The sequence below is a fragment of the Halorubrum tropicale genome (assembly GCF_001280455.1).
GTDB lineage: Archaea > Halobacteriota > Halobacteria > Halobacteriales > Haloferacaceae > Halorubrum > Halorubrum tropicale.
In genome coordinates, this window is record NZ_LIST01000004.1 from 1 (window position 1) to 19837 (window position 19837).

21 protein-coding genes are annotated in these 19837 nt (G+C 58.1%); 12 read left to right on the top strand and 9 right to left on the bottom strand.

All coding sequences use genetic code 11. The features are described 5' to 3' along the window. The 5 genes from AMR74_RS10260 to AMR74_RS10280 all read right to left on the bottom strand — a co-directional run. Nucleotides 1-324 (bottom strand): IS110 family transposase (locus AMR74_RS10260; protein WP_139042993.1); only part of this gene is annotated, 324 nt, incomplete at its 3' end. A gap of 381 nt (nt 325-705) precedes the next feature. After that, a complete protein-coding gene (locus AMR74_RS10265; protein WP_053771981.1) occupies nt 706-2892 on the bottom strand; it encodes a type B DNA-directed DNA polymerase in 2187 nt (728 codons plus the stop codon). 1 nt (nt 2893) lies between these two features. After that, the gene (locus AMR74_RS10270) at nt 2894-3151 is read right to left on the bottom strand and encodes a hypothetical protein (RefSeq protein WP_053771982.1); all 258 of its coding nucleotides are present in this window, start codon (nt 3149-3151) and stop codon (nt 2894-2896) included. Further along, nucleotides 3151-3849: a hypothetical protein gene (locus AMR74_RS10275; protein WP_053771983.1), complete on the bottom strand. Its 699-nt coding sequence runs from the start codon at nt 3847-3849 to the stop codon at nt 3151-3153. Before AMR74_RS10275 ends, AMR74_RS10270 begins: the two co-directional genes overlap by 1 nt. A gap of 430 nt (nt 3850-4279) precedes the next feature. Next, on the bottom strand, nt 4280-4549 hold the full coding sequence (locus AMR74_RS10280) for a hypothetical protein (RefSeq protein ID WP_240471150.1): 270 nt from the start codon (nt 4547-4549) through the stop codon (nt 4280-4282). A gap of 160 nt (nt 4550-4709) precedes the next feature. Here AMR74_RS10280 and AMR74_RS18495 point away from each other — a divergent pair, with 160 nt between their 5' ends. Then, nucleotides 4710-5594 (top strand): hypothetical protein, encoded by an 885-nt coding sequence (locus tag AMR74_RS18495; protein WP_139042994.1) that lies wholly within the window; start codon nt 4710-4712, stop codon nt 5592-5594. Nucleotides 5595-5671: 77 nt separating this feature from the next. Further along, nucleotides 5672-6556 (top strand): IS1595 family transposase, encoded by an 885-nt coding sequence (locus AMR74_RS17210; RefSeq protein ID WP_077152288.1) that lies wholly within the window; start codon nt 5672-5674, stop codon nt 6554-6556. Between the two features lie 146 nt (nt 6557-6702). Here the strand turns inward: AMR74_RS17210 and AMR74_RS10290 are convergent, their stop codons facing one another. From AMR74_RS10290 to AMR74_RS17215, 4 genes are all read right to left on the bottom strand, one after another. Next, on the bottom strand, nt 6703-7992 hold the full coding sequence (locus tag AMR74_RS10290) for an SPL family radical SAM protein (RefSeq protein WP_053771984.1): 1290 nt from the start codon (nt 7990-7992) through the stop codon (nt 6703-6705). A gap of 81 nt (nt 7993-8073) precedes the next feature. Continuing rightward, entirely contained in the window at nt 8074-9285 is a 1212-nt protein-coding gene (locus AMR74_RS10295; RefSeq protein WP_240471151.1) for an SPL family radical SAM protein, read from the bottom strand. An 83-nt stretch (nt 9286-9368) separates the two neighbouring features. After that, nucleotides 9369-10412 carry a three-Cys-motif partner protein TcmP gene (gene tcmP, locus AMR74_RS10300; RefSeq protein ID WP_053771985.1) on the bottom strand — a complete coding sequence of 348 codons (1044 nt, stop codon included), beginning with the start codon at nt 10410-10412 and terminating at the stop codon, nt 9369-9371. Nucleotides 10413-11054: 642 nt separating this feature from the next. Continuing rightward, on the bottom strand, nt 11055-11312 hold the full coding sequence (locus tag AMR74_RS17215; RefSeq protein WP_077152289.1) for a winged helix-turn-helix domain-containing protein: 258 nt from the start codon (nt 11310-11312) through the stop codon (nt 11055-11057). A gap of 234 nt (nt 11313-11546) precedes the next feature. Here AMR74_RS17215 and AMR74_RS17220 point away from each other — a divergent pair, with 234 nt between their 5' ends. The 10 genes from AMR74_RS17220 (at nt 11547) to AMR74_RS10335 (ending at nt 19603) form a co-directional block, all read left to right on the top strand. Next, nucleotides 11547-11888, top strand: coding sequence for a hypothetical protein (locus tag AMR74_RS17220; protein WP_077152290.1), 342 nt, complete (start codon nt 11547-11549; stop codon nt 11886-11888). Beyond that, nucleotides 11885-12190, top strand: a complete 306-nt coding sequence (locus AMR74_RS10305; RefSeq protein WP_053771986.1) for a helix-turn-helix transcriptional regulator — start codon at nt 11885-11887, stop codon at nt 12188-12190. Before AMR74_RS17220 ends, AMR74_RS10305 begins: the two co-directional genes overlap by 4 nt. Before the next feature lie 219 nt (nt 12191-12409). Then, nucleotides 12410-12913 (top strand): hypothetical protein, encoded by a 504-nt coding sequence (locus AMR74_RS10310; protein WP_053771987.1) that lies wholly within the window; start codon nt 12410-12412, stop codon nt 12911-12913. Nucleotides 12914-13074: 161 nt separating this feature from the next. Next, a complete protein-coding gene (locus AMR74_RS10315; protein ID WP_053771988.1) occupies nt 13075-13254 on the top strand; it encodes a hypothetical protein in 180 nt (59 codons plus the stop codon). Further along, nucleotides 13254-16193 carry a plasmid replication protein RepH gene (locus AMR74_RS19570; RefSeq protein ID WP_240471152.1) on the top strand — a complete coding sequence of 980 codons (2940 nt, stop codon included), beginning with the start codon at nt 13254-13256 and terminating at the stop codon, nt 16191-16193. The genes AMR74_RS10315 and AMR74_RS19570 overlap by 1 nt, the downstream gene beginning before the upstream one ends. Before the next feature lie 162 nt (nt 16194-16355). Continuing rightward, on the top strand, nt 16356-16952 hold the full coding sequence (gene rdfA / locus AMR74_RS18500; protein ID WP_137704831.1) for a rod-determining factor RdfA: 597 nt from the start codon (nt 16356-16358) through the stop codon (nt 16950-16952). Between the two features lie 119 nt (nt 16953-17071). Then, the gene (locus AMR74_RS17225; protein ID WP_077152291.1) at nt 17072-17467 is read left to right on the top strand and encodes a hypothetical protein; all 396 of its coding nucleotides are present in this window, start codon (nt 17072-17074) and stop codon (nt 17465-17467) included. 122 nt (nt 17468-17589) lie between these two features. Next, nucleotides 17590-17937: a winged helix-turn-helix domain-containing protein gene (locus AMR74_RS17230; protein ID WP_077152292.1), complete on the top strand. Its 348-nt coding sequence runs from the start codon at nt 17590-17592 to the stop codon at nt 17935-17937. Next, nucleotides 17937-18281 (top strand): DUF7521 family protein, encoded by a 345-nt coding sequence (locus AMR74_RS20040; protein WP_077152293.1) that lies wholly within the window; start codon nt 17937-17939, stop codon nt 18279-18281. The genes AMR74_RS17230 and AMR74_RS20040 overlap by 1 nt, the downstream gene beginning before the upstream one ends. Nucleotides 18282-18514: 233 nt before the next feature. After that, entirely contained in the window at nt 18515-19603 is a 1089-nt protein-coding gene (locus AMR74_RS10335) for a glycerophosphodiester phosphodiesterase (protein WP_240471153.1), read from the top strand. Nucleotides 19604-19837: the final 234 nt, after the last annotated feature.

Genomic DNA, 19837 nt, shown 5'->3' on the forward strand with positions numbered 1-19837 from the left:
TGGAACGTAGCTTTCAGGCACCGAGTTTAACCGGAGCATCCGCGCGAGTTCTTTTGCGTCCACGCGGTCTGTTTTCTTGTCGGTGTCTGCGATCTGGTTGATCTTTTTGGGATGAGCAACGGTCACATCCAAGTGCTCCGACAGCGTGTCGTGGATGTGGTAGTAGTTGGAAGTCGCCTCAAGCACGGCTTGTGCGCCGGCGTACCGCTGGGCGAGCTCGTCGAGGTTCGCGTTCTCAACGCGAACCTCTTCGACGATCTTCCCAGCCTCATCCATCACTGCCACCTGTGCGTACCGTTTGTGGACGTCGATTCCGAGGTACATAGCTTGTTCACCCGGGACGCCAGTGCGTGAAGCAGAGATTCACCTATTCGGGCTTTCCCGGATGCCGCGGGGCGCGGCATCCGGGCTGTAGCGCCCATGACTCGGCTCCTTTCGCACACGGACCAGTCAACACGACGTGCTCTGAGGCACGGAATAGCGGTCGGTCTCTTGCGCCCCATATCTTGTTTCACGCTCTCCTAGGGTAGCAGCGTTTCCATCGAGTCAACACAGCAGAATTTTCGGATATACTACCCGACTGAACCAGAGGGCGACGTAGGTGAAGACCAGACTGATCGGCGCACACTGGCTCGCAACGGAGGCGGCGCGCGACCAATTCTGACTGGCATTAGAAGGAACGGCACAAAGCGCAGCCTGCTGTTCTCAGAAACTCGCTAGCGTCTCGTCTTTCGTCTCACTGAGGTACTGTCTGATCTCTTTTTCCCGCCAGCCGACCGGCGCCAGCACGCTCTCAACGGCGCGTACAGCGATGTCCTCGTACCACCCGGTGTCGTACCGTGGTACGGCTTCGAACTCCAACCTGACCCGCGATGCACCTCGTGCGTCCGCATCAACAACGACATACCGGACAGTTTGTCCAGGAGCCAATCCCGACCCTTCGATTTGTGCCCGCTTGAGGGCAGCGACGGTAAGCGTCTCCATTGAGTACTGATCCACATCCTTCGAGACGCGATTGTCGACGACGAGCGCACTGGGATCCACTCCTCCCTCCCGAAGTTCGCGGAGGTGCCGCCGGAGGACATCACACACCGCCTCTGGCGAGCGCGTCTCGTCGAACACGCGCAACGCCTCGCTTTGGACCTCTTCGACCCACGCTGGCGTGGATCGCTGCCGCCCCTCAATGCCTCGCGTCTTGAGTGCATCGCCGAGTCCCGCCTCAGGATACGCCTCACCACGGCGCTTCCCGAAGTACCGAGTGAGCGCTCCCGACTCACCGTTTCGCGTTGGGCAGAACGCGACCCACTCGAACGCGCATTCGTACTCTAACTCGATACCCGCTTCCGCGCTGATTTCGGCGGCGACCACCTCTAAGGGGCGCTGCTCGCGATCGTCGGCGGGTGTTACCCAGATGGAGTCGACGATGCCATGCACCACCCGCCAGCCCGCTTCCTCCAACGTGCTTTTGGCGTCAAGGAGGAGCTCACGAGCGTAGGCGTTGATCGCCTCATGGCACTCGATCCGCCCAAACTTGGCGTTTGAGAAGCCCTGATACCCGAAGCAAGACACGAGGATCCACTTGATCGCTGAAGAGGCCGCTTCCAGTCGCTCGCGTTCGTCGCCGGCGACGTCGGGTATCTCTTCTTTGATCTCACTCCGGGCGTCAATCAATGGTCCGAGGACCTCCGGTAGGTAGCCGTCCCGATCGCAGACGGAGTAGTCCAACCCCGGCACGTCGTCGGTGTCACAACACCCACAGCGGACGGTCTCCGGGGAGATGTTCCGAGTTCGGATGATGTTGGGATACAGTGAGGCGAAGTCGAGTTCGTGGACATCCTCGTGGAGACCGACATCGGGGGCGAACGTCGTGCCGCCCCGATCGGCGTCGTCAAGCGTCGACGCCCGCTTGAACAGCTCCGGGCGCCACGCGCGCCACGGCACGAGTACATCGCAATCCCTGGCTTCTCGGATCTGCATTGCTGTTAGCACTCGCCCGATTGAGGCCCACCCGAGTTCCTGTAGGGGAAGCCCGGAGCGCTCAACGAGATCAAGACAGCCCTCCAGCCCGGACTCGTGGTAGAAGAACGAGTTGGCCTCGTCGACGATGACCCGGCCGGGGACCGTGTATCGGGCCGGCGAGTGTCCGACGGTGCCGTACGACGTGTACGTCGACTCGCCGGCGAGTGTTGTGTAGCCGTCACGTCGACCGAGTTTGAGGTCGACGCCGTAGACGTCGGCTGCTTCGAACAGGAGCGGCACGAGCGCTGCCGTCGAGACGACCAGGACATCGGGATCGTGGTCGTCGAGCGCCGCTTGAACGCCACTGATCGTTTCGCCCGGCGAGGACCCGACGCAATCACCCTCGACAGCGAGTTGCGGTAGCGACTCGATGTCCGATTCGTGGCGTGGGAAGTTGAGATGGAGCGTCCGCAGGTCACGAGCCGATCGGTCCGGCGCGGCTCGGGTGTCTGTTTCGAGGCAAAACCGCAGTTGCCGGGTAAAATCGACGTTGTAACACGTGTAGGTGTCGGGCTGTCCAAACTGTCGGACACGGTTTGCGACCATCCGGACCGCCTCGATCGAGGCAGCGTCGACGCGGAGCAAGGGGCGGGCGGCAGTCCGGAACGTCTGCCGGTGTGATTCGACGCTGAGCCGCTCGATAGCCTCCTGTCCATCGAGGAACGACCAGAGTTCGCGGAGCGCGTCCGAGAGTCCGTCCCGAGACGGCGGCGCCGGATCCGGACCACCCGATCGCCCGTAGAGATCGTCCACCGAGTCACCGACGAAGAGCGTCGGGTGATGGGCCTCGTGAACCTCGCGAGCGGCGCCGTCCGGGGTGAGCGTCCATCGGGCGACGCGGCCGTCACCGAGGTACTCCAGCGTGAGCGTCACGTTATGTGTCGGTGAGCGACTCGACTTCGTCTTCCAGTTCGGCGATCCGGCGTTCCTGTTCGAGCGCGATCGCCATCCACACCGGCGCCAGTGGGTCGGCGGGGTTGAGGTTCCCCGCGGCGTCGGCGTGGTCGCGAGCGTACACGAAAAGCCGGTCGAATCGGGGCTTGTCTTGCCGGCGGAGGACGCGTCGAAACGCGCGCCAGTCGTCTTCGATCGCGCTCAACTGGTCCCGGTACGTCGGGTTCGTCCGGCCCATTACTGGATGCTTGGTGCGGCTGCGGCGCGGTCGACGGTCGCTCCCTCGTACAGCCGGGCGCGGTGTTCGAGCACCTCCTGCCAGTACGCGAGCGTCGTTTGGAACCAGCCGTCGTCGGTGTGGTAGACGAGCGTCTCCGTGTCGCCGGCGGCGTCCTCGAAGCGCGGCCCGAAGGGGGTCTTTTCACACTGGAGGTGCGTCGTCGCGGCCCGGCGGAGCGGCGTCGAGAACTCATCGTCGCGGCACCGCGTCACGAGGACCGGTGTGTCGTGGACGCGGGCGACGCGAGCGACCGACGCGATCGCGTGGACGAACAGCTGCTCGGCGAGTTCGCTGTCAACGTCGGTGGCGCGGTACATGCCGTCGAGTCCGGTTGCGACGACGACTGAGGGCGACTCGCGGGCGGCGAGCCGGCCAGCCAATCGGTCGAGCAGCGCGGTGTGTTGGTGGGCCGTGAACCCGCGAGCCACCTCGATCCGGTCGAGGACGCGATCGGCGGGCGCGAGTTCGCGGAGGCGGGTCGTGTTGGCCTTGTTCGCGCCGTCGACCCAGAACGCGGGGGCGTCCCTACTGAGTACTCGGTCGAGCAGGAGTGCTTGGACGGGCGTGACTCCGAGTTCGTCGTCGACGTCGACGAGCGTGACGCCCGGCGCGAGCTCCGGGAGATCGGCGGTCGGTCGTCGGGAATGGGTTTGCATGGTAGCGTGGATGGGGAGTTAACTAAAAGGAGTGAGCCATGGATGTGCAGTGAAAGTGGAAGTGCCGACGGCATCGAAGCCGTCGCGCCAAATTCTCGGGCACCGATCCGTTGAGAGCGTTGAAATCAGAACACTGTCCCGGCGTTCAGCGCTGCGCCCGGTGCCGATGGCGGCGCGAAACAAAAGCCAGTGCTAGTCGCTACCTGAGAAGTTCGGACTCGGCTCGCAATCCTTCGAAATCTGTGAGTTTCTCTATCACCTGTTTAATCGCGCTGACGTGTAAGCTTGATATGCGACGAGGTGAGCGACGATCGCAAGCGGTCCCTGCCGGAATTAAATCCTCTTCTCCGGCTACTGCCTCGACGGGCGCATTGCCGACCGGGGACCCGACGACGAGGCTGAAGCAGCCTTCGACGCTCCTCACGAACTTCTAGCACGCGCCTTGGAGGAAGACGAACTTCTCGCTCTGTTTGTCGCAAGCGTACTGCTTGACGACCGCTTGGGCGCCGCGCTCGGCGGTAGAGAGGGTCTTGTCGGGGTTCGACGTCCACATGTCGAGTAGTTCGATATCGCGGTTGCCCCGGCTGTACTGGCGGAGGGTGTTCTCGGTGTCGGCGGACTTGCCGATCTTGACGTCCATGACTTTGAGCCCGGAGTATTCGAGGTGAGAAATCCGAATCGCGTAGACCACTTCGCTCATAAACAAATCTTGTGAGAGTGGTCTCTTGAAACGGTTGGATTATCAATTATTTATCTAACCATGGCGCCAGATTAGGCCATATCAGGATTTCTTGAGAACCACAGATGGAAAAAGTCGATTTTGGATAAGGATTTATTAATATCCAAATGAGGTGAATGGTATGGTTGAGCCAGAGGATTATGAGTTTGTTGAGCCTATTATTGACAAGAAGCCATTACAGCCAATCTTTGATATTGACTATGACAACGAATGGGAGAGAGAACTCTATATTAATTCAGCCCTCGTACCGCTATATTTAGGAAAGAATTTGGATAGCAGCGGAAGCAATTCGTTCAATTCTGAAGAATTAGTTAACTACATTGCGACATTCTATGAGCGTTCAAGAGTGTACCACTCTTTTCTCAATGACTGGTTAGATTGGGCCAGTGAGGACCAAAATAAACCATATACCACAAAGCGAGCGGGGGTCCACATCTTTGCGCCAATCTATGCTCAGGAGCTGGAAGGACCAATGAGATACCACGCAGCAGTACTGAATGATCTACTCGATGAGTTTTCCGGATCTGATGGTGACTGGAGGAATCGGTTATATGATGGCGGAGAGCGTCAATATTTCGGAAATGTACTGAATACCTGTATACAATCATCCCAATCAATCCATGGTATATCAGAGTATGAGGAATTGAACAGGGGACTAGATTTCCTCACAAAAGCGCTAATTCTAATCGATCAACATAGTTCATATGCTACGCAAAATGGGTTAGGCAAGAGCTTTGAGGAGTCACTTAATGATAGTGATTTTGACGAGACACCGATGGCCTCCGATATTCGGAATGGTTTCGCTCATGCCAATTATAATCTCAACTTTGATGACGCACTCAATATTAACGAGAAAAATATAGATGTCGAGATAGACGGCACAAAGCTAACTAAGCGAGTAGAAAGCATAATTTCGTATATCAGTCGTCATATGTCGTTGATATTTGCCATTATTACGGGAGTCACACTAGCTCTGTACCATATTTCGATCAACGCTCTTCTGTAGGAGATTGTTGATACTGGCGAGCTGTCGCTGTCGTGTCGAAGAGGACAAGGACACCGCGTCAGCGGTGTCCGACACGGATGATTCCGCTAGATGCGTTTGGGTCGGAATCGGTCGCAGCGGACCTGTTACAGCAGGTTCGCTGGCGTGACGGCGTTTCCTGTCCTCGCTGCCGTTCTGACCGAACGGTCAGAAACGGCAGCTACGGGCACTTTCAGCGGTATCTCTGTAAGGATTGCGACCGCACGTTCAACGATAAGACCGGCACAATCTTCGCTCACTCGAAGATCGCACTCCGCAGATGGTTGTTCTCGATCTACGCGTTTTTGCGGTTTAACACCAGTCTCAGGCAACTACAGTGCGAAATCGATGTCACCTACAAAACGATCCACAGGCGTGTCGAGCGCTTCACCGAAGCGCTCGACGCGCCGTCACTCGATCKCCGTGGCCCGGTTGAAATTGACGAGTTCTACGTCTCTGCCGGCTTGAAAGGCCGCGAGCGCGACCGCTGGTCGCGCTCTCGCGGCCTCTCACGACGTGGACGCGGAACGTATGACCAAGACAAACCACCCGTGTTCGTCCTCGTGGATCGCGGCACCGAGCAACGGTACGTTGTGCCGGCGAAATCCGCAGACGAATCGACGATCCGGCTCCTGCTGGCTGACCGCCAGCAGGAGCCTCTCACTGTCTATACCGACGGATTTCGTGCGTACGATCCGCTTATTGAAGACGAGAAATTCGACCGCGAATACGTCGTTCACGGAGACGGTGAGTACGCCGACGAGGAGGTCCACGTGAACACCTGCGAGAGCCACGCGTCGCTGGCGCGACGGTGGCTCTCGCCGCATCGAGGCATCTCAAAAGATCGCCTCACACAGTATCTCCGAGCGTTCCAACTTAGACGAGAACTCTACCGCAAACCCGGACGAAAAGCGCTCAAACACGCCGTCAAAGCCACTCTCTGAAATCAACAATGTGCTACAGAAGAGCGTCGATCAAAGAGGATTATGACGATCAGATAGAGATATTATGGAACGTTTTGCCGGGGCAAGTCAGTATGTCCGGATATTAGTTGGACGATTCGGATGCTGATCAATCCATGTGGACTGGTCTAAAACTGTCCTGCCTGAGTAAACGGCTCCGGTGAGGCCTCCTGTCTTAGTCGATTGAGACGCTGCTCTTTGTTTCTGGACGCCGCATCGATCAGCTTTCGATCGGGCCATGAGTGAATATGGAGACCACTAAACTGTTCTTTAGCAATCTCTCGCACAAGTTCGATATGCTCGATCGCGTACCTTGTCCACTCACCATGGTCGTGGATGCGTTCTAGCTCCTCCGCGACATCGTTGTAACCGGCCTCACGAGTCGCTTTAAGACACATGTCGAAGTTCGCACCACGAGGGTTCATCGGTTCGTGAAACACCACGTCCGGATCGACCGCGGCGAACCACGAGAGCGCCTCCCGAATCTCGTCTCGATCCATCGTCGGATAGGTCGGCGAGAACGAAACGAACCGCGGAACTCCCGCCCGGAATAGCTCATCAAGCGCTTCCCACCTCGCCATCGGAGGCGGCGCATTCGGTTCGAGTGCGTCGACGAGTGAAGCATCAAACGACGGTATCGAAGTTCCAACAGCCACGAGCCCGTCAGCCTCCTGGAACAAATCGATATCACGAGTCAGGTTCGGACTTCGCGAGAGGATTCGGACGGGAATATCTGCCTCGACGAGCTCACGAACGCATCCCCGAGTGATTTGCGCCGCTCGTCGATCTTGGTAGCAGTCAGTCCCGCTCGAAAGCATCACGACGCCGCGCCCCCGCCGCGTAACCTTCCACTCCTTCTCGAAGTCCGTATTCTGAAGTCCCTCGTGAACACGCTCAGGGAGGTCATCACGGTAGAGCAGGTAGTCGCCCCAGTCGCGTTGAGGGTCCTCTACCCCAGCCTTCTCTCCGAGCATCTCGTCGCGACTGTCGATCGCCGGCGTCGACGGGACGTAGCAGAACTTACAGCCGTGTCGGCAGCCCGTGGCGACGTTGATCACGTAATCGCAGAGGCTCTTCTCATTGAGCTTCGACTCGCTGAGGACCGTCTTCGTCGGGTCAACATTGACCGTCAGTCCACCCTTCTCCTCGCCATCCTCCGACGACGCGCAGTCCCAACAGAGGAGGTGTCCGTCAGGACGCGCGCTGAATCGGTCGGTAATCTGGTTGCCGCACTCCTTACAGACGAGTCCTTGCTGCCAGAGGTTGAGCCGATCGCCGTATTGACGCTCGGCTTCGCGCAGTTCGTCGAGCGTCGGATGTTTGCCCAGCTCCTCGACGACGCGACCGTCCTCGTCGACGAGGTGGACGAATCTATCGTACCACCCACCGTCCGGATCGCGTTCGGTGTCAAGGTGCATAGGTGACTCTCTAGTGTAACCTCGTTTTACAAATAGTATAAAATCGAGGTGATACCACGGCGAAAGTGGAAGTAAAAGAGATTACGCGGATGAGGGCAGCTTCGGATAGTCTTCGGGCGACTCCATCTTCTCGCGTTCCTGGCGGAAGAACTCCGCATCGTCGCCAGCGTGTTTGACGAATTCCTTGTCGGGCCAGAGGTGAATCGGGAGATCGAGGTCGTCACCGATGTCGCGCACCGCGGTCAGTTGCTTCTTCGAGTACTCGACCCAGTGGTCGCGGTCGCGGAGCTTGTCGAGCTCGTCGGCAAGTTCCTCCTGTCCGGCCTCGCGTGCGGCCTCGACCGTCATCTGGAAGTTGCCGCCACGAGGGTTGATAGGCTCGTGGAAGACGACGTCAGGGTCTAGGCGTTCCTTGAACTTGGTGAGGAGTTCGCGGAGGTCCTCGCGGTCCTGCGTCGGATATGTGGGTGACATGGAGACGTAGACTGGGACACCGGCGTTGCTGATCTCTTCGAGGGCGTCGAGTCGGGCGGAGGGAGCCGGTGCGCCGGGTTCAATGGAACGAACCTTCTCGTCGTCGAGGCAGGGAATCGAGGAGCCAACGGTGACGAGTCCGTTTGCGGCTTTGAACACGTCGATGTCACGGACGACGGCGGGACTGCGGGTGAGGATTCGGACCGGCTTTTCGTGTTTCACGAGCTCGATGACGCAGCCACGAGTGATCTGTGCGGCGCGGCGGTCTTGGTAGCAGTCCGTGCCGCTGGAAATCATGACGACGCCGCGCCCGTCTGGAGTGGAGTCCCACGTTCGCTTTCGATCGAGTTTCTGTGTGAGGCGGTCTGGGAGATCGTCTCGGTAAAGCAGGTAACTCCCCCACTCCTGCTGGCCGCTATTGACACCTACTTGCTCTTTGAGCATGTCTCCCCTGGCCTTGATGTTCGGTGTGCTGGGAACGTAACAGAACTTACACCCGTGTGTACACCCGGTAGCAACGTTGATTACGTAGTTACAGAGATTCTTGTGATGGAGCGCAGAAGACGAAATTACAGCCTTCGTCGGATCTGTGGTATGTGAAACGCCTCGTGAGTCACTTTCCATCTGTTGTTGCTCAACACAGTCCCAACAGATGATGTCGCCAGAAGAGGTAGACCCGTACCTATCCTCGATATCAGAGTCGCAGAGGGAACACTGAATGTTCGCGGAGAGGATGTTGATCCGATCAAGAGGGCTGCCGTTCTGTCGGCTCGCTTCCCTCAATTCGTCCAGGGTCGGATCGTCGCTTAGTAGGTCCACATATCTACCTTGATGCCGGACCCAAAACCCTCTGTGATCCTTTTGTATCGCTAGTTCATCTGATGACGGTTGTTTTTTCATCATTAGAACTCACCTAGGGCAGTCTGGCCCGGATCATCATCCGACTCCTCGGATAGCTCCTCCGAGATTCCCTCGTCATCTTCAGGCAAATAGGAGGTGAGAGAAGACTGTGAGCCGTCTAAGACATCCAGAATTCTATCGACATCTCCAGAGTGAACCTGTTCAATGAAGTCACGGACGTACTTGATCGTCTCCTCGTAACCGTTACCGTGCTCGATGTCACGAGTGGCGTAGATCATATCGTAGTAATAGCTCCCCACATCGGCCTCCACCCTCGTGTTGACCTGAACGGGTCGTTCTCGGTCCGCCAATCGGTCTAGGTATAAGTCTCGCATGAACTCACGCATTCCCACATCCGGAATCTCAACTGTGTCTAGATCACATCCATAGAACTCACCAACGGTCTCTGGATAGGTATCTACGTTCCGCCCGATTGCCTGTGAAGTTGGTAGATTAATGAGAAGGTCACCATACGGGGTGGGCGTTAATTTCTCAATTGCGGGCCACTTGACATCCATCCCCTGATTATCTATGAAACAGAGGTAATTCAGCCCATTATCGTCTTGGAAACTTCTCCACATACCAGTGATAATGTCTGGAATCGCCTTATTCGCGTCACGACACATCACCTCCCACTGCTCTGGTTCGGTGTACTTGTCCCCCTTCTCATTGAACGCGTATTCCAACCGACGCTCAAGAGCTTCAGCGTGATCAGGATCTTTCTCCACGAAGAACATTTTCTTGAACGGTACCGTAGCGTCCTTCGCAGCGATAAGAGGAGATCCGAGGAAGCACCGATTTTCTTCATCATACTGTGAAACACCAGATCCGGCCAGAGCATCGATATAGTAGAGATCATTGAAATAGTCGTTTTGAGCAAGAACGGTCGTGTACATGTTGACCGTAGCAGAGTGTAGAATCAGTTTCAGCGCAGACCACGTGTCAAAATCGTTTGTCTGTCTCGGCACCCGTGAATAGAACTCTTGGGAGTCCTCAGTCAGGCCCTCAATCCGGGTCTGGATATAATCGCGAACGTCAACTCCCATTGAATTCAAGATGTTAGTAGAGACTCATAAACCTTCAGTAAAATGCCACATATTCAAAATTAATTGAGTCTGATCTTGCTCAGGAAGTTTGTCTAGTGCTATTTAAGAGAGGCCCGTAATCGATTATATGTCTCTGTAAGCACGAACCTTAGCGCCTCTATATTGCTGAAATCATTCTTTAGAGCCTCATTGGTGAATGAACGTGGATAGAGGGACCCAAATATATCAGCAGGGCTTGGAAGTGCCGCAGCTAGAAGTATAAACACAAATCCGACCAAATAAACGGAGAATCCAGGGCTTCGAACGGCTAAGACTGTTGTAAGGACACTACCCCACGTAGCTGTGGGTGCGACACAGAATACCCGCGTCTGGGTGGGCGAAAGATCTCGGGGGTCACCTAGTTTCACCATAGTCGGGAAAATAATTGAGAATTCAATAGCCACATCATCCGTCCACCTTCTTGCGACAAAATAGTGGGTTATTTCGTGGACACAAAGCCCGATAACCGCTGATATAGGTGGGATTAGAACTGATTCTGCTAAGGAGTAAGCCATCTGAGATTTCAGTCTTGACTCTCTCTTCTATTCAATTAAATCGTACACTCACATCATCGTATTCCCGTCTCAAACGTTGGACCAAGACTTATTCATTTTCCAAATTTGTGGCATCAACATTGCCCGCAAGATATCCCCGGCCAAGTTCCGTAATCTCGTAGTAGCCGCGTTTAGGCTTTTTTACGAATCCATAGTCAGTAAGATCAGAAAGTCGTCTACTGACGTGAGTCCGCGATTTCTCGATGTTTTCGGCGATCACTGCCGGCGTGAGCCTAAGTCCACCTTCGAGAGCTTCGAGGATGCGATCGTCAGTTGGCATTTGCATCCAGTCCGCCGGCTTTCGCATGGCCCACGTTCCTCAGAACAGTCTCATAGTCGTGTTGGTACGACATTCTCCAGGCACTTATAAGTAGCATTAATGTAACTTATTAGTAGAAGATTTTAATACCCTCGAACCCACACTTTACGATCACGGACCCACACGGCTATCTTCGGTAACACGCCGTGCCTGAGGAGGACGCGGGCCGCGCTGCGCCAACAGCCGGCCCGTGTGGGGTTCCGTGAACCAGCCACGAAACCCATGTACGCCGAAACCACGCGGGGGCTTGAAACTCCCGTCCGAGACGCGGCATCGACTCTGACTGACGAGTACCCGGCAGCGCTCGCGACGCTCGTCCGCGCCGACCGCGCGAGCCACGACGTCGCCCAGACCACGCTCCGCGAGTTCCGTGGAGAAGACGAGTTGCTGAAACAAGCAGTTCGAGGCGCCATCAGCAATAGTGAGGAGGCCAACTACAAGGCAATAGTTGACTCTCACAAGGGTGGTGCTGGCGGACGCGCTTTTCAGCCACTACTGACCGAAGGCACGAACACTCGGAACGGCATACCAACCTACTTCACCTTCTTGGAGGTCAGCTCATGAGTCCAGAGTGCGCTACGGACTGCCAGACACTAGCCACCCTCACCGCCTTCCAGCGGGACCTCCTCCGCACACTCGCGAAAACCGACGAGCAGAGTGGGCTCTCACTGAAAACGGATCTTACCACCTACTACGGTGAAGCGATTAACCACAGTCGGCTGTACCAGAACCTTGACGAACTCGTCAGACACGGACTCATCAACAAACGCCAGCGCGACGGCCGCACCAACAGCTACAGCCTGACTGACGCGGCACAGACAGCACTCGCAAAGCGCGACGCGTGGATCCGGGGTGAGACCGCGTGAACTTTACCCGTCCACACATCCGGTTTGACGCCCGCGAACGCCTTACCGGCGACTACGACGACATCACCGTCCAGCAGGCAGTGGAGGCCTACACACAATGACGAAGCTGTGGCGCTGCCGTCAGTGTGACCGGCTCGTTAATCGGTTTGTCAACGGCTGGATCTGCCCTCAGTGTGGCTGGTACTGTGGCCGGTCTCTCGCACACGTGAACAAGGGACCATGAGTCGGGAGCAACACTCCACCACCGGCTCGACGCCGCCAGTCCATCCCGCGAGCGAGCTCACCACGCGTCTCGATCAGCTGTCGCTTGCGTCCACGTCGGGTGCGTGTCAACATTGTGGGCGCTCGTTTACCGAGGGCGACGACGTCGTCGCGTACGTCTTCAAACCGGCAGACCAGCAAACCCACGAAGTTGGCCATTGCGTCTGCGCGCACAACGAACACCGCCAGCAGGAGGTGTTCACGCTCGGCGTCCACGAACTGCTGGTCGTCGGGCGCATCGGAATCGCCTCAGACGCTGCGACCCAATCCACCTGGCCGATTCTCGTCGACCCGGTCCCACTCGGTGTGAGCGAACCAGCGACGACGACGATCCGCTGGTTGCCACCGGAGACGCCACTCGCCGAGCAGGTCGTCCCGAACGCGACCCACCGGCAGCGACGGCGCGACGCTCGGGCGCAGGTGACGGTCGGTGACCCACTGATGACGGAGGGTGATGACTGATGTGGTCGTCGCCCCGCACCGAACCTCCGCAACCGAAGAGGTCCGGTCACCAACCAACGCGCCCATCCACACAGCCAGCAGCCGATCCGGACATCACCCGCGCGACGATCGCCCACCTTCGGCGGGCGCTTACCGCGAGTACTGCCAGTGATGTGGCCGGCGTGAAGGCGGCGCTCTTCCGAGCGACCCGGACTGTCGACGAGACACACCATCCAGACATCGCGGCCGCGATCCGGATCGCCCGCAGTGTCGATCCTGTCTCGCGAACGGTCCGCCAGTATATCCGAGAGCTGCTCCGCCGGCTCGTCGCGATGGTCAACTGCTGGGAGCCACCCAAGTGATGCCAGCAAACAAGCAGGCCAGCCGCGGGCCCGCACAGCCCGTCGGCCAGGGCCACGAGCGTGGCGTCCATCTTGTGGGTCCAACTACACAGCATGGCGCCGCCGGCATCCACTGTGGAAGCGTCTCGCCGCGGCTGACCGAGTGGATACCCGAGCTCCTCGACCAACTTCGTGAGGCGACCACAGAAACAGTCCGAACCCAGACACCCCACACCGACCCGTGGCGGGCGAGTACCTCACTCCTCGATACCACGCTCCCGGAGTGGAACTCCCTCGAGAACACGTGGGACGATGCGACCGCCGAGGCCGTCGCCTACACGCAGTCGATTACCGAGTTGGCGCTCGTCGACGGCGACACCGAGTCGTCATATCACACACAACGCCACAACGAATTACGCGACACCGTTCATACAGTCGGCACCGGGCGCGGTGCAGTCAACGCCGGGCTTGGCGCGCTCGCTAAGGGACCGGTCGCGCTCCACCGCGAGTTCGACCATACCCCCCGAGCGATCACCCTCGCACTCGATGGGTCGGCGTGGACCGATCTCACCGACCGCCGAACTGGCGTCCGCGCACTCGCGGCCATCGCCGTGCTCGCAGCCGGGTTCGACGTTCGCGTTGTCGTCTCTCCGGCGCTCAAACGCCACCTCACCCGGCGGTACCCACAGTGGTGTGAAATCCACCTCGATCTTACGCAAAGTCGGGATCGGTCCCACCCGCATCCCCACCGCGTTCAGTCTCACGAGCCGACCACCGACGAGTGCCACCCCGCTTGGGAAGCGCTCGATGGGCTCGAACGCACACCGGGGAAACGACGTCTCCTCACCAATCTCGACGCCACCACCGGGCGAACCTACCAAGATCTCGAACATGATCATGCGATCGACATTGAGGCAGGGACGGTCAGCCGGTACGTCCTTGATCTCGAGACGCGTGGGCTCGTCGACGTCGACCGTCGGGGCACCCACCACAGCGTCACCCTCTCTGAACGCGGTCAGACGGCCGTGGCTGGGTATCTCGACGCTGCCGGCGACCTCGTCCACCCCGAACAACGCCGACTGACTGACGATCTTACTGCGACCACTCACGATGTCACAAGTACAGTGTCGCCCCGCCCGGAGGGCTCCACAGGTGACACCCCACCCTCACTCGAGGAGTGGCTGGCGGCGACGGGTGACCCCGACGCCGACGGGGAGTTCATCCAGTGGCTCAGGGGGCCCGACACCGTCGATGAAACCCACCTCCACCAGCGATTTCGGACCCCTGCCCAAGACGATAGCGTCACACTCGTTGATGACACCCCAACGCCGTTCGATGACGGCCGAGTTGGGTATCTGAGCCACACCTCTGGCGAGGCGCAGGTCGTCCTCCAGTGGGGTGGGCCCTTAGCCACTCTGGGACGTCTCGCGGCTGTCTTACTCAGCGATAAGGCGCTCTCGAAGATCTTGACGCCGTCGCGGTTCGGCCGCACATTCGAGGCAATCCATCGCGGTGATCTCGAACAAGACGCCCCACGAGTGCTGTGTCGGGGCCACCAAGTTGGCTGGTACAGTGAGGACGAGCACACGTATGCGGCGTGGCGTGAACGCATCACGACCGTCCGCGATATACTGCTCGCTAAGATCGGCGAACACACGAGCAGTACCAATAGTGCCGCCCGGAGCGAACTCTTCGAAGCCCTCCACGGGTTGGTCGCTTCGGCCACTCACCTGTATCACGCAATCGGCGTCGATCTGACGACCACAATGAGGTTTCCGGACACCGAGGCGCTCGCGCGAAACTCGACGCAACGCCGGCAGCTCTGTACGTTCCTCGCGAAGACGGTACCCAAACAATCCGTCTACGGTGTTCACTCGGGCTACCGCATGTTGTTCGAAGAGCGCCCGCCCAAACTGCGACGGCGGCTCCCCTACGACGTCGAGCCCGACGCGACGATGGATCTGACGATGTCGTGGGTGCTTGCGGGCCCGACGATCACCGATCTCCGCGATGCGATCGAAGAGGCGCTCACCACAGAGCTCACCGCCGTCCGAGAGGCGATCGCGGAGGGCACCGAAACTGCCCCCACGCTCTCGATCCCGGTCGTCGACGGGACGACCTACCCCGCCATCCGGCGGGTGATCGACGAGATTGCGATGACCCACGACGCCCAGTGGACACCCCGCGAGCGACAGCGGCTCGTGCGGCGCTGTCTGCGCTCGTTCGGCCCGGCGGACACCACTCGCCGTGCGTGTCCGTACGACGTCGTGGTGAGCCTGCTGCGTGCGCTGAACGAGTCTCACGCTCCGACCGTGGCTGCGGTTGAACGCGCGGCGGCGACGCTCTCTGTCGCGCGGTTCCGCCCCGATCTCGTGCCAACGGCGACGGCGCTGTATGCGACCCTGCTTCGAGCCGACGAGCCGCTCGGCCGCTCAGCGTTACTCGAGCGGGCCGACATTGCGGCTAGTAGCTATGATCGCCGGATTGGCACTGTCCAAGCGCTTGACCGAGTACAGGCCGTCCAGATAGATGGCCACCGACGCTGGGTCACCACCGACGAACCCAGTCACCCGTCACCGCAGCCGTCGCCGTACCTTGATCAGCCTCATTCCTGGCTCCCGCTGTTGACGCATCGCTCACGAACACATTCAGTCCGTCTCGCCCCCACTCTGTGGATTCCACTCGGAGTCGACTGGCGACACCCACATCGCATCCACATGTGGGATCAACACGCCCTGACTGGCACTGCCGTTGACACCGCCCTTCCGGTGAACCAGTGGGGACCGCGCCGGGAGGACTGTACCGCAATCACCGACGCACCAACTCATCACAGCCACCGACCAGCCGCAGCGCTCGAAACCATCACCGATGAACCACGCATGACACCACAATACTACGCACCGACCGCATCGCTTCTCGACCACCGACGTCTCCTCTTACCACGGGGTGTGTCCCGATGAAACACTCAGGAAGCGATCGTCCAACCGACGCCATCTGCGAGCGCCAGTTCACCGAAGAGGGGACACACATCCGCGTCGCCCGCTGTGAAGAGGCCGCATCCCAACTCACGTGTAGCGTCGAACAGCAGAATCAGCGCCTGTATCTCACTGTGTCCACTAACGATGCGTAACGCCACAAGTACGCGACCGAAGGTTGTTCGAGTAATCGACAAGTACGACCTCGACGACATTGGCGACGAAATGGTTACCGAATGGACAAAGCCCGAGAGTACCCGCCGCTCTTGTCGTGAACTCGCGGAATTCTTCAACATCCGTGTGCTCGATGCAGCACTCCGCGAAGCGGGTATCATCTGGGAGAGATCACTTGTGGAGGAGTGTGCCGCGATCATCAAAGACGATACTAAATCGATGACAGGATATGATCTCGATCGCAGGGGAGTAGACACCGACGAAGTCGGTGGGGACATGGTGTCGTATCAATCGATATATACGTATCTGACAGAGTATCGTGATATTACGTATGAGCGTGAGGTCGATGATATCCGCTCACGAGTTGCGAGTTTACAACAGATCGAGACAAAGGCAGAAACGATTGCTACTGGGATTATCTCACACTCTGTGACACACGATCAGGTACACGGAGTGGAGCCTGAAGTAGAGGTCACGATGGATTGTATCTGTAACACATGCGGGAGCAACACCGAGATGTCGGTGTATCTGCGAAACGGCGGCTGTCCTGCCTGTAGCCGGTCAACATAAGCTGTCGACCGGCTGTTTCGGCGGCAGATGGGTTGTAACAGGATCCACGGAAGAGTGCTGATTCGCTGAGTCAGCGAATGCGGGTAAACGCCTTATTATCCAGCCATCTACGTGGATACATGTCTGACAACCAGTCGCTTAGGGCGCGTCTCAAAGAGGATCTGACAAGCAATCTCTCGGTCAGTGTTGTTTCCGTGATCCTTGCTGTCGTAGCCTTGTTTGTGTTCGCTCAGATAGGCGATCCAACTACGGGAGGATTACTTCTTGCACTCAATATCGGGGTGTTCATTCCTTACGCATACGAGCGTTACTGGCCTGTCGCATATTCAAGAAGCGCAGCAGCTGTGTGGACTATCTCAGCTGCGCTGATCACGACAGGTTTGTTCATCGGCACATATCAACTCGCTTTCAGTGTGGTTCCCGGCGAGTACACCGGTGGAATTGCGTTTGTCCTAACCGTGCTAATTCAGTATGGGATCGCAGCGTTGTTCATGCGAGTCCGACAGCATACGTAAGTGAAAGATAGTAACTAATGGATGAATTGCGTCAGAGGAACAGAATGATTTTTCACACAGCAGCCAATTGGCCGTCTCAACACAAGGAAACTTGCGTTATCACAGCCAAGGAGAGTACAGGCGTGACCGATGAAGCGGACGTAGATGAAATACTCGATCTCCTTGACGATCAGTACGCGCAGGTAATCCTCCAACAGACACGGAACAATGTGATGTCAGCCAAAGAGATTAGCGAGACATGTGATATCTCAATTTCAACGGTCTACCGGCGGACAGAACGACTGATCGAATGCGGACTTCTCGCTGAACGACGCGTCGCACAACCCGATGGAACTCACTATAGTCTGTACGAAGCACGGTTAGATGAACTTACCGTCCGTCTCACTGACGATGGATTTGAGATAACGGTCTCAGAGAAGGCGACTGGTGATCTCGCTGACCGCTTTACTGATATGTGGGAGGGGTTATGATGTCCGTGGTCCAAGCGGCCGATACACAACTGCCGTCAGATTATTTTTTACTGCTATCTGTATCGCTTATCGCCCTCGGATTAGCGCTGTTCATTGTGTTCCACGCCTATAGGGGATATCAGCGGAACAGCAGCATCCGGATGCTGTACCTAGCCTGTGGCCTCGGTCTCATCACTGCCGTCCCTATGACGCTCTCAATCGGGGTTAACTCACTTGGGCAGATGATTGAGCTTGCTCCTCGCGTGTATACATTTTATCTTCCATTAGTGATACGAGTGAGCGAAATAACTGGGATTTGTACTCTGCTCTACTCCTTGCTTATCACGCCTAGCAAATCTCAGTGAGTGTTCAGTACGCAGCCATCACCGAACAGCTGTTTCGAGAGGCGATATGTCTGAAGAAGAGGATTTCAACCGAGCCATGCCGGGGAGAGGTCCGTGAAGATAGAGGCGGAAACGGGGCCGTTCTGGGAGAAGTGTGGGCCGGCCGGGAGTCGACGGGAAGTTCGCTCGCCGATTACGTATCGGTCAATACCACTCATAGCAGCCGTTAATTACCGTAATCTCGTCACCAACTTATGGATCATTTTGCGTGTCCAGCGTGTGAGGTCTCGTCTCGGTCTCGCTTCGAGGAGATAGAGGAAGGCGTCGCCGCCGGGGCTGACGTGAAAAGCGTCGGCGGAGACGCCTGCGCGGATGCCAATTCTCACCGTCGTCGAGCAGTATTAGTCGGGACGGCAGGCGCGACAGGGATCGGCGGCCTCGCCGTCGCGCGTGGCACACGTCGACTGACTGATGGCGGGACTGATGGGGACACTCAGGCGGTGACCGACGACCCACCTCCCAAGCCAACGGACAACCCGACGCTCATCGCGCATCGGGGGTTCGCGGGGGAAAACCCTGAAAACACGCTCACAGCCGCGCGGGCGGCAACGCGTGAGAAGGGACCCGGCGGCCGCGCCGATTTTGTCGAGTTCGATGTCGTCGCCACCAGTGAGGGCGATGTCGTGGTGTTCCACGACGACGAGCTCGCGGGTCGCGACGGGGACGGGTCGGGGGTCACGGATGTCGACGGCGTCGTGTGGGAGACGGACACGGAGACGGTCACGAGCGCGGCGGTGCTCGGGACTGAAGAGACAGTGCCCCGGCTCAACGAGATGCTCGCTGCGATCCCGACGGACGTCGGCGTCAACGTCGAGTTGAAGAACCCGGGTAACGGGTCGCTCCGGTTCGGGGAGAAGCTCTCCGAGGGAGATCTTGAAGCGCAGAAATCGATCTGGAGCCCCTTCGTCGACCGCGTTCTCGCGGCGTTGGACGCGACCGATCACGAGGTCTTGCTCTCGTCATTCTACGAGGCGGCGGTCGCGGTCGCGGCCGAGCGGTCAACATATCCGGTCGCGCCGATCCTATGGGACTCGGTTGAGGACGGGATTTCCATCGCCGAGCGGTACGACACTGCGGCGGTTCACCCGCCTGCGGAGATGGTCCAACGGACTCCCTTCTTCGACGACTCGCGGTTCAGCGGCACCGACATCGTCGAAGCCGCTCGGTCGGACGGCCGCGCGGTCAACGTTTGGACGGTCGAGACGTGGTATCAGGCGGAACGCCTCATCGAGGCCGGCGTCGACGGGCTCATCGCCGACTATTCGACGCTGCTGTCGGCGTGAGCGTCGGCCGCCGACCCATCGGCTGTGTGCTGGAACAATACGAGGTAGTATGTATTCCTATTGATTAATACATGTTAACATATCTTGAACCGTACCCCACAGGAGATCTATTATCAACAGTTATACACTTCGTTCAGGATCAGTGAGGCGTATGGCACCAACTCACGGGCGTTCACATAGCATCTCACGGAGAAACACCCTCGCGACCACCGGTGTCGCGCTCGCCGCGGCGAC

What these genes read in the sequence shown, in the direction of transcription:
- AMR74_RS10270 (WP_053771982.1), bottom strand. Translation starts at nt 3,151, where the DNA reads ATGGGCCGGACGAACCCGACGTACCGGGACCAGTTGAGCGCGATCGAA.
- AMR74_RS20040 (WP_077152293.1), top strand. Translation starts at nt 17,937, where the DNA reads ATGTCCGTGGTCCAAGCGGCCGATACACAACTGCCGTCAGATTATTTT.
- rdfA (WP_137704831.1), top strand. Translation starts at nt 16,356, where the DNA reads ATGCGTAACGCCACAAGTACGCGACCGAAGGTTGTTCGAGTAATCGAC.
- AMR74_RS17215 (WP_077152289.1), bottom strand. Translation starts at nt 11,312, where the DNA reads ATGCGAAAGCCGGCGGACTGGATGCAAATGCCAACTGACGATCGCATC.
- AMR74_RS10335 (WP_240471153.1), top strand. Translation starts at nt 18,515, where the DNA reads ATGGATCATTTTGCGTGTCCAGCGTGTGAGGTCTCGTCTCGGTCTCGC.
- tcmP (WP_053771985.1), bottom strand. Translation starts at nt 10,412, where the DNA reads ATGGGAGTTGACGTTCGCGATTATATCCAGACCCGGATTGAGGGCCTG.
- AMR74_RS10280 (WP_240471150.1), bottom strand. Translation starts at nt 4,549, where the DNA reads ATGAGCGAAGTGGTCTACGCGATTCGGATTTCTCACCTCGAATACTCC.
- AMR74_RS10290 (WP_053771984.1), bottom strand. Translation starts at nt 7,992, where the DNA reads ATGCACCTTGACACCGAACGCGATCCGGACGGTGGGTGGTACGATAGA.
- AMR74_RS10275 (WP_053771983.1), bottom strand. Translation starts at nt 3,849, where the DNA reads ATGCAAACCCATTCCCGACGACCGACCGCCGATCTCCCGGAGCTCGCG.
- AMR74_RS17220 (WP_077152290.1), top strand. Translation starts at nt 11,547, where the DNA reads ATGTACGCCGAAACCACGCGGGGGCTTGAAACTCCCGTCCGAGACGCG.
- AMR74_RS19570 (WP_240471152.1), top strand. Translation starts at nt 13,254, where the DNA reads ATGCCAGCAAACAAGCAGGCCAGCCGCGGGCCCGCACAGCCCGTCGGC.
- AMR74_RS18495 (WP_139042994.1), top strand. Translation starts at nt 4,710, where the DNA reads ATGGTTGAGCCAGAGGATTATGAGTTTGTTGAGCCTATTATTGACAAG.
- AMR74_RS17225 (WP_077152291.1), top strand. Translation starts at nt 17,072, where the DNA reads ATGTCTGACAACCAGTCGCTTAGGGCGCGTCTCAAAGAGGATCTGACA.
- AMR74_RS10305 (WP_053771986.1), top strand. Translation starts at nt 11,885, where the DNA reads ATGAGTCCAGAGTGCGCTACGGACTGCCAGACACTAGCCACCCTCACC.
- AMR74_RS10310 (WP_053771987.1), top strand. Translation starts at nt 12,410, where the DNA reads ATGAGTCGGGAGCAACACTCCACCACCGGCTCGACGCCGCCAGTCCAT.